The following is a 10,179-nucleotide window of genomic DNA, read 5'->3' on the forward strand; positions in this document are numbered from 1 at the left end:
AAACCTTTTAAGTGGACATATAAGGGTAAAGTCTTGGCTGTTTAATAGTCTGTGTATTTACGCCGAGCTGTACTAGGTTATTTTGAGTCATTGCCCAACCTTCAGGGAAATCCTCAAAGGTATAAACTGTTAAAGCTGCCTGAAAAAAGCCGATCGCCCTCTCCAGATTATCCGCCCGCGAACCGTTGATTCTGTTACTGTAGGCAACAGCTAGATTATGTTGAGTAATTGCCCAACCTTCAGGGAAATCCTCACAGGTACGAACTGTTAAAGCTGCCTCATAAAAGCCGATCGCCCGTTCCAGATTATCCGCCCGCGAACCGTTGATTCTGTTACTGTAGGCAACAGCTAGGTTATGTTGAGTCATTGCCCATTGTTCAGGGAAATCCTCACAGGTACGAACTGTTAAAGCAGCATCATAAAAGCCGATCGCCCGTTCCAGATTATCCGCCCGCGAACCGTTGATTCTGTTAGTGTAGGCAACAGCTAGGTTCTGTTGAGTTTGAGCATATTTTTCGCTTCCCGGTTCCCGATTGCTTAAAACTACTTGATAACCCGCGAGCGCAATTTCAATATTATTCGCTCTATTCCCACGGGGAAAGTCACTAATATGAATACTCAAATTTTCAATAAAGGCGACAATGTGCTCAATTGCTTGGGGATGTTGGGCAATTAAATTCTGGGCTACTTGCGGTAAAATTTCCGCAAAACGGGCATTGAGGAGATGTTGCCGCCCAGCCAGCATCGGGTAAATCACTTTACTATCTTGTTCTGCTTGCAATAATTCTAGGATAAAATTTATATGCTCCTGTGAACTATTTTTTTCATGAATTTCGCGATATACCCGCTCATTACCCAATAAAATAGCTATCTTAGTAGCAATATCTAATAAAATATTAGCCTTATTTTTTTGATTGTCTCCCAAGCGAATAGCAAAAGCTACGATCTTCTGAACCAACTCAGCATCCACCAATTCCGAGTTGGCATTCAAGATTTGATTTTCTTCTCCGTTGGGGCAAGTCAGCAGTGTCAGAATCAATTGCTGATAAGCTTGGGCGCGGGTTTCTTCCATTGTGGGGAGTTGTCAGTAACACCGATGTTTATTTTACCATGATTGGTGGTTTGGCTGTTGACGCTCCCCCGTATCAATTTCTACCCCATCCCGAACAAGTAATCGAAATTACCCTCTCCCACAGAGTTTTTAAGCGTATTTATAATTTTCCTTGCATTATCGTGAGGCCCTTCAATATAACAAGGTTTTCCATTGCGACCGAATTTCAAGCCTATTTCGCTGGTTGATTCTCCTAAATGTGCCTTCGACTGCTCGAAATCGCGATGCGGTTCAAAGCCTAATGTTTTGGCATAGGCGATCGCACCCCAAACCAGGGCTTGTGCTTGCTCTAAACTAATCTCCTCGTACTCTTGCATAAACTGCGAGTAAGAAAGCTGAACGAATTTTTTATATTGGCTATCGTTGCAGTTACGTGGCGGGATGGTATCCTTGACTCCCAAACACCAGTAGTCGATCAAATAAGAGGCTGTAACAAAACGATTGTATCCCTTGGAACGAGTCACCACCACTAAACCCAAACCGCTCGTTTCAGAGGTTTCATTCCCCAACAATACCTTCGCAAAATTTACATCCACGAGACATTGAGCAACGGGCAATAACTCTCCTTTTTCGGCGCTAGCGAGGGCTGTTTGTTCTGCATGAGATTGAAGAAAGGTACTGACTTCGGATGCTTTCAATCCTAACTTTCGGGCAATTTGTTTGGGCGTTAATTGGCGATCGCGCAGGTTGAGAATTTCTTGTTCTTGTTCGGGCTGCATAGTTTTTCTATTGCCGTCAGGGCTGGGTTCGAGCTGAGTCGATCATTGTACCGCGTTTTTGCGACCAACTTCGTAACATTGCAAAGATTGAGGAAAAAATCCGGTTTCTTTGATGGTGCGAGTGGCGAGAAACCTCGGTTATGCCGATAGTCCGCCAGGGGTTGAAACCCCTGTCTCATAGCAAAAGTCCTCTGAAGAGGACTAAAGAGTTTTTCATTTTTATCTTGGATTTTCAGTCGGTTTCAACCGACTTTCGCTATTAGCCAGGGGTTTCAACCCCTGGCGGTTGTGGCAACACCGCTAGAGTGCAAGCAACATAGGAAAAAACCCGGTTTCTTTAATTTTTACTAAGCGCCTAATTCTGGCGGCCGGCCCATTAAACCGGTCATCAAGCGCAAGGCTAAAAACCTCACTGGGGGAATTGTCCGCAAACACCACAATCCAAAGCGGCGAAATGCTACAATTGGCAGCCAAGTATTAGAAAATAATCTGTCTAGAAAATCGGTAAATCCTAACACGATTAAATTCTCTTTTTTGCGCCAGTTGTGATACCGTTTCAATACTCGCAAATCGCCGATATCTTCGCCTTTTTGGTGCGCTTGCTGCAAGATTTGGCCGATCGCCCCTGCGTCTCGAATACCCATATTTAATCCCTGGCCACCCACGGGATGGCAGCAGTGGGCGGCGTCGCCAATTAGCGCTAATCTGGGCAAAACGTAGCGATCGCTCTGCATTAACTGCACGGGAAACAAAAAGCGATCGCTCTCCAATTCCAAACGCCCCAAAAGCCCGCCCGTGCGCTGTTCCAACAACGTCAAAAACTCTGTTTCATCCATTTGTTGCAAAGCTTTCGCTTCCGCGTGGGGTGCTGTCCAAACTACTTGACAGCGGTTCCCAGGTAATGGTAAAACTCCCATCGGGCCGCTCGGCCAAAAGCGCTCAAAAGCGATATCGTTGTGCGGTTTTTCTGCTTTAATGGTGATAGCAACGCAGGATTGCCAGTATTTCCAGCCGCGAGTGCTGATGTTGGCTTCGGTGCGGATGCGCGATCGCGAACCGTCGGCAGCCACTAATAATTTGGTGCGAATTGTTCGAGTTTCGCCGTTTTGTTTGACTTCTATTTCCGCGCAATTGGTTAAATATTTTACCTCGACTACTTCCGCCGGACAAACCCAACTAAAATTCGGGTTTTTTGCCAAAGATTCTTGCAAAGCTGACAGCATGACTCGGTGCTCGCCAACGTAACCTAAAGCTGTTTTTGGTACGGGCAATTTGCCAGTATTTCCCAAATCCGGGCGGTGGAATTCGACGACGCCTGGATAGTCGCCGTCGCAGAGGCTAATTTGCTCGAAGGTAGTGATTTGCGGTAAGATTTGCTGCCACACGCCGATACCTTCTAAGATCATTCCTGATAGCAGGGTAATTGCATAAGCTTGTTTTTTGGCTGCTGCGGCGGCGGGGAGTTGGGTTTCAATTATAGCGATTTTCAATCCGGAATCTTTTAAGGCGCTGGCTAAGGTGGCCCCGACTATGCCGCCTCCGACGATGGCTATGTCAAAGTCGAGTGTTGGTGTTTCCGTGGAGGCTGTTGTTGGAGAAAGTTGGTTTACAGGCATTTTCAAGGGATTTTGTCAAAGTTAATTGGATTGTTACTTTTTTATTGTAAAGAATTATTTCGATTTAGGGCGATCGAGAAAGGGAGACTATCGGCATTCGTGAAAATTCAGGTTTTCAGACTACGATCTCCAAATGCAAGCCCTGGATGCACTCACTACTTCAGAAACCCGGTTTCTCCCTATATTTCTCGTCACTAAACGCAAAACTCCTAGAAACCGGGTTTCTAGCCCCCCCGATGGGTGAACCCTCAAACTAATGACTACTGACTAATGACTACTAACTACTGACTAATGACCATTTCCTTTGTGTTTTCGGTAGCCAGCGCTGATACTTCCTGGCGAATGGGAATCTCGATGACAAACTCTGCACCTTCCCCAGGCGTGGAAATACACTGCAATTTGCCTCGGTGTTTTTCAACTATAATCTGATAGCTGATTGACAGTCCCAAGCCTGTGCCTTTGCCGACGGGTTTAGTAGTATAAAATGGGTCGAACAACTTGTGAATAACTTCTTGATTGATTCCCATCCCGTTGTCGGCAATCCGAATTGTTACTGTGTGTGAATTCGCACTGGTGCTAATCCGAATTGTCTTGGGGCGAAAAGAGATGTCGTTTGAAGAATGATTGTTGTTGTACTCTTCGAGGGCGTCGATCGCATTTCCTAAAAGATTCATAAATACTTGATTGAGCTGACCTACATAGCACTCGGCTTTTGGGAACTTGCCGTATTCTTTGATAATCTCAATCGCGGGACGAACTACATTAGCTTTGATCCGGTGCTGCAAAATTAGCAAAGTGCTTTCGATTCCTTCGTGAATGTCTACTAGCTTCATCTGCGATTCGTCGAGTCTGGAAAAGTTGCGTAAGGATACAACTAAGTCGCGGATGCGATCGGCTCCTACTTTCATTGATTCCAAAATCTTCGTAAAGTCTTCCATTAAGAAATCGATTTCAATATCTTCGGCTGCTTCTACAATTTCCGGGACGGGATTTGGGTATTTTTCCTGGTAAAGGTGGAGCAAACCGAGCAAGTCTGTGGCGTATTCGCTGGCGTGGGTGATGTTGCCGTAGATGAAGTTAATCGGATTGTTAATTTCGTGGGCGACGCCGGCGACTAGCTGCCCCAGAGAGGAGATTTTTTCGGTTTGGATTAGTTGAGTTTGAGCTTGGTGCAACTCGCGGAGAGCTTTTTCGAGCTGCGCTGCTTGCGATCGATACTGTCCCTCGGACTGCTTGAGTGCTTCCAAAACTTGGACTCGATCGCTAATGTCGGTGTGAGTTCCCACCCATTCGCGAATGCTGCCGTCTGCTGCTAAAACTGGAACTGCGCGCACCCAGAAGTGTCTGTAGCTACCGTCTGCAGCCCGCAAACGGTGCTCGACTTCGTAGAGACTTTTGGCTTCTACTGCCCGCATCCAAGCTTGCGCCGTGATCGGGCGATCGTCTGGGTGAATTGCCGAAGTCCAGTTGTCTGTAGCTTCCTCCAAACTTTGACCTGTATATGCCATCCAGTCGATCGGCGCGATCGGCTTTCCCTGCGCGTCTGTCATCCATACCAGTTGCGCGGTGGCCATTGCCAGCGATCGGTATCTTTCCTCGCTCAGACGCACAAATTCTTCGGCTTCTCGGCTGGCTGTCACGTCGCGCAAAATTGCTGTGAATATGATTTCGCCTGCAACTTCTAGTTTGGAAATAGAAGCTTCGGCGGGAAATTCCGTACCGTCTCGGCGGCGGGCGAAAATTTCTTTGCGGTTGCCCATTTTTCGGGCTTGTTTAACGCCGCCGCCGAAATTGCTGACGAGGTGACGGTGAGAGACGGCAAAAGCTTCGGGCAACAGCAGGCTCAGGGATTGCCCGATCGCCTCAGCAGCCGTCCACCCAAAAATCCGTTCTGCACCTTGGTTGAACAGGATAATTTTTTGCTCAGCATCCACGGAAATAATTGCGTCGTCGGCAATTTCTACAATGCCGGCGAAACGAGCTTGAGACAGTTGCAGCGCTTGTTCAGCTTGTTTGCGATCGCTGATGTCGCGGGCGATCGTCGAAATGTATGGGAGTTTGTCGCCCGGTGCGGAGTGGGAGATGATGACTTGGCTGACGGGAATTTCGAGTCCCGATGCTGACATGAAGGCTGTTTCTCCGCTCCAAAAGCCACTGGAAATAGCGGTGGCGATCGCTTGTTTCAAAGTGCTGTAGTCTGACGCTGCCGTGAATTCTAGAACTTGTCGGTTGGATATATCTTCGTTTTCACCTATACCCAGCATTTTTCTGCCGGCTTTGTTGATGTAAATGGCGCGTCCTTCGAGGTTGTAAGTACCTACAAAATCAGGGGTTGCTTCCAGAATTGCTGCCAAACTTCTGTTGGCGATTTCGGCTTTTTTGCTTTCAGTAATATCCCGCGCGATGGTAACGATACCGCTAATATTTCCTAGTCCGTCCCGGTAAGCACTTTTTGTAGAAAGAAATATCCTCAAATTTCCTTTAACTGGCAGCTCTTCTTCGATCGCTTGCGTTTTTCCCGCTGTCATGATTGGGCGATCGGTTTTCCTAATATGGGCCGCAATTTCCGGCGGAAATAACTCCCTGTCATCTCTGCCGATAATGTCGTCTACGGACTTGCCAATTATACTGGCTCCCGCAGCATTAAGCATTAGGTAACGACCCTGAATATCTTTGACAAATAGGGCTGCCGACGTACTATTGATGACTGCCATCAACAGATTGTAGTTTTTTTGAAGTGCCTGCTTGGTTGTTTGAGAGTCGAAAATTTGCTCCTGCAATTGCTCATTGGCGAGTTGCAGTTGGATAGTCCGTTTCTCAACTTGATTTTCTAAGTCTAATTTAGCTTTCCTCAGTCCCAGTTCCGCTCGATAGCGCTTCCGGTCTGCGGTGCAGAGAGTTTTGGCATTCTGCCAAATCAGAACTGTAAAAATAATCACGTTCAATACGCTTAACAGCGATATCCCTACCTCCGGCGTGTAGGCTTGTAACCGCTCTCCAAATAGGATGAAATAACCGACTAAAGGCGGGATAATGATTGCCCGTGGCAACAAGCGCCTCGCCATGATGCCACCCGCGCGATCGCTCGTCATTACTGCGATCAATCCTCGCTCTGGACTGGCAAATAAAATGCCGAAGCTCAGCAACATAAATGCTGCCGAAGTGTGCAAAGCCATGCCTGTATTTTGGCCAATTTGGTAAAATAAAGCTTTGTCGTAGAAATAGCCTATCAAACCCGTAAATGCAATTAAAAATGCAGAACAGCTTAAGATTTGAATCCGCAGGTATTTAGGCCGACGTTCTGACAGCAGCAGCAGCGCTGTTCCCAGCAATAAAAAAGCACCAGCAGTATTCGGTGCCATGCGTCCTGGTGTTCCGGTGATTGTCAAGGTGTAACTTTCTTTAAATAGCAGTTGGTCGATGCCTAAGTCTAAATTAAAGCTATATTGAACTAGGGTTAATAGGCTAATTAATATTATAAAAAATGATGATACTAAAATAAAATTTTTGTAATTTTTTTGAGGCTTTCTTGCTGTTAATTTGGCGCGCCGGGTCTGTTGGATGAATAGAGAAAACCCGCCCAAAATAAAGCAGACCGCAGTATTGGCTTTCATGGTCACGAGTCCGGGCAGAATGCTTTTTAAGAGTTGCAGATCGAATATCCAACCCAAAATGACTGTACAGCCGATCGCCATTACTGCAATACTCGCTTTTTTGGAAAAAGACTGGACCGCAGCAATGGCAGTTGAGGGCTTTTGCACTTGTTGTGCTCGTTCAAAAAGTTCCAATTTCTCGATCCCTCAAATTATTTGGGTTTCTACGTATCTAAGGTAACAATAAACACTGTAGGTAGATTGTTGTCCGCTATACAAAGCGGCTTAAGATTTTCTTAAAACTGTTAAGCATAAAGTATGAATTATTTTATCTAACTTTAGATAGATAGTCAAATGAAGGTTGAATGCTCTTATGTAGAAGGCATCCGGCAGAATTCAATAATTTTTCTGGGTGGGTAATTTTCAAAAAAATTTCTTGTTCCTTGTTCCTTGTCCCTTGGATCTCGGAAATTGGCGCCCGATTCATTGGCAAGACCGAGTTTTTTTACTCAGTACATCGAGGGATAATGGTAGCGGATGAATCACTCTGCAACAAGATCACTCGGATTATAAACCGGCTGCTGTGGCTGTGGGAAATGCGATCGGCACAACAGATAAGACTCGGCGGTTGAAACCGCTACTACACAAACTTTAGTCCCCGCAGAGGGGGACTAAAGAGGGGATATTAAAGTCGGATTTGGTAACGGTCAACTGTCAACTGACAACAGTCAACTAACTCCCAAATTTTGAAGTGCTTCCAAAGCTTCGGTTGCTGACGGGTAACGCTGGGGGAAAGCGTACAGCACCATCTTGTCTAAAACGCTCGCCAACTCCGGGGTGACAATTGCATTTTTCCGCCAGATGAGATTGCCTAAATTATCAACTCTGAGTTGTTTCGGGCGCATCCCTGTTAAGGCTTGAATCCCGATGATCCCGACAGCATAGATGTCGCTGCAAAATTTCGGCGAGCCGATGGCTTGTTCGGGAGGAATATAATCTTGCTGAGTCCCACCGCGCGATTTCGTTTGACCGATGCTGTTTTGTGAAGAGTTGATTTCTTTAACTGCCCCAAAGTCAATTAATACAATCTTGCCATCAGATGTCCGCCTGATTAAGTTTTGAGGGTGAACGTCGCGGTGAATTACATCTTGTTTGTGAACAAAAACAAGCACTTCCAAGATATCTTTCAACAAAGCGATAACCTGATGTTCTTCCCAGGGTTGACCTTCGATTATTTCTTGATACAGCGGTTGCCCTTCGATGAATTGATAGACTAAATAAAAATATCCATCTTCTTCAAAGCGAGCTAACAATTCTGGTATCCGATCGTGTTGACCCAATCGATATAAAACCCGCGTTTCTCGATCGAATAGCTGGCTGGTTCTCTCAGACTGGCTTTTCAGGCGCTTGACGAGACATAAAGGTCGATCGGGCAAATTTTCATCTTCAGCCAGATAGGTATCGCTGTACTCCGTGTTCACCAAATGTTCTCTAATTCGGTAACGCATCCGCAGCAGCTTTTGCAACATGGGATCGACAGAAGTAGCTGGTTGTGCGCCTTTTTGTACAGCTCTCATGATGCAGTCCCAAAGATTGGCTCCGACGACTCTTTCTTCTTGTCCAATAATTTCTGCTTGCTTCAATACTTTGGTGAGGTCTTTCCACAAGTTGTAGCCGACATAGCGCCCCAGGTAGCCCACTGTGTACCCGCGGGCGATCGGATCGTTTTCCTGAATTTCTTGGTACGTCAAACCCCCTAAAACGCCTCGAATTATCGACTGTTGCAACCGACTCAGGTGTTCTCCTGTTTGTTGGTATACGAAATTCTCTAAGAAATTAATGGCTTCTTCTAGTGTCATAGCTTCATGTGTTAAGTTACTTGTACAGGCTCTGCAAATATTTTTTTCTAACATAGCAACTTGCCAGGGATGAGCTACAGCTTTCCACTTACGAATTACCCAGTACCCATTGCGTTGCGATCTGGCAACTGAAAACTGCTGTATTTAGCTTATACATGATTTAACTTTACTTTGATAGCTTGTCTACTTATTGAAATATATTTTTACAAATATGACTTTTATGACTTTAAGTTATGAGTTTTATGAATTGACTTTATAAGAGGTTTGGGTTATTATAAAAAACAAATTTTCAATCAGGGAGGAGATATATGATGCTTTTAAAAATATAGCCGTTATAACCGCCCCGCTTAATTGGGGATAATACATCTGAAAGCGTTACTTGGTCGATCGCCAATGCAACGCCAGGAATTCCAACACTATCTTAGGGTTTGTGGAATATCTAATGCCGGCTCAACTTCCAAGCCGCAGTATATCCGTTCAGGAATTTTCATCATTTTTCATAGGTGTGTAGTGAGGGCGCAGAGTCTTCTTCAATGGAGATTAAGGACTAAACTCCTTACTACAAACAACGTCACCTTTCTGGAAATTTACAAATTTTTTAACTTATGTCAGGCATCAACACGAATCCTACCAATACCGATCGCCTTTTTTTCAGTCAACAGCCAAATGCTCTCGCCACATCAGCATTTTCGGTTAACAACGACTTGCTCAAGCGAGCGATCGCTCCATTCAATATTTCTAGTTATAGTGCTGAATCTAGCTTGACTAATCTCACAGCATCCAGCACGGACCAACAGACACAAACTGCGAATTTTTTTGTACCTAATGCCAGCCCGGCCTTCAGTCACTCTGTGAGCGATGCTCAAATCAAACCGCAGTCACAGTCTGCGATCGCAAACACAGATCCGCTAACGGGAACGAGATATCCCTCTCAGTTGAATTTCTCCGATTCAGATAACTCTCTTTTGACAGCTCGTAATGTTGTTGGCGTTCAGAACGGTAGCATCAGCTTAACGGAGTTCGTGGGGACAGGGGATATCGACGATTTCTACCAATTCGATATCAACACTAATAGCAATTTTAGCCTGCGTCTCGACGGTTTGACGGCGGATGCTGACGTACGGTTAATTCAAGATAGAAACCGCAACGGTGTAGTTGATTTTGGTGAAACTATTGGCTACTCTCAAGAGAGTGCTACCATCCCGCAATACTCCGGACAGTTTTTAAGCAGCCAAAGTACCATAAGACAAGACTGAAGGAAGATTAGGATGGTTTAAAATC

Annotated in this window: 6 protein-coding genes; 1 reads left to right on the plus strand and 5 read right to left on the minus strand. The window is 45.5% G+C overall.

Going from position 1 to position 10,179, the window contains the following annotated elements; genetic code table 11:
* Window positions 1-7 precede the first annotated feature (7 nt).
* From QUB44_RS29215 to QUB44_RS29235, 5 genes are all read right to left on the minus strand, one after another.
* Window positions 8-1,072 carry a tetratricopeptide repeat protein gene (locus QUB44_RS29215; protein WP_333373048.1) on the minus strand — a complete coding sequence of 355 codons (1,065 nt, stop codon included), beginning with the start codon at window positions 1,070-1,072 and terminating at the stop codon, window positions 8-10.
* Window positions 1,073-1,152: 80 nt separating this feature from the next.
* Window positions 1,153-1,830 (minus strand): DNA-binding response regulator, encoded by a 678-nt coding sequence (locus tag QUB44_RS29220; RefSeq protein WP_333373050.1) that lies wholly within the window; start codon window positions 1,828-1,830, stop codon window positions 1,153-1,155.
* Window positions 1,831-2,177: 347 nt separating this feature from the next.
* Complete coding sequence (locus tag QUB44_RS29225; protein ID WP_333373052.1) at window positions 2,178-3,446, minus strand: FAD-dependent hydroxylase; 1,269 nt, start codon at window positions 3,444-3,446, stop codon at window positions 2,178-2,180.
* A 281-nt stretch (window positions 3,447-3,727) separates the two neighbouring features.
* Window positions 3,728-7,234, minus strand: coding sequence for a PAS domain S-box protein (locus tag QUB44_RS29230; RefSeq protein WP_333373055.1), 3,507 nt, complete (start codon window positions 7,232-7,234; stop codon window positions 3,728-3,730).
* A 533-nt stretch (window positions 7,235-7,767) separates the two neighbouring features.
* The gene (locus tag QUB44_RS29235) at window positions 7,768-8,898 is read right to left on the minus strand and encodes a serine/threonine-protein kinase (RefSeq protein WP_333373058.1); all 1,131 of its coding nucleotides are present in this window, start codon (window positions 8,896-8,898) and stop codon (window positions 7,768-7,770) included.
* Between the two features lie 605 nt (window positions 8,899-9,503).
* Between QUB44_RS29235 and QUB44_RS29240 the strand changes: the two genes are divergently transcribed.
* Entirely contained in the window at window positions 9,504-10,154 is a 651-nt protein-coding gene (locus QUB44_RS29240; protein ID WP_333373060.1) for a hypothetical protein, read from the plus strand.
* The last annotated feature ends 25 nt before the right edge of the window (window positions 10,155-10,179 follow it).

Origin of the sequence: Microcoleus sp. AT3-D2 (assembly GCF_036705715.1) — a bacterium.
GTDB lineage: Bacteria > Cyanobacteriota > Cyanobacteriia > Cyanobacteriales > Microcoleaceae > Microcoleus.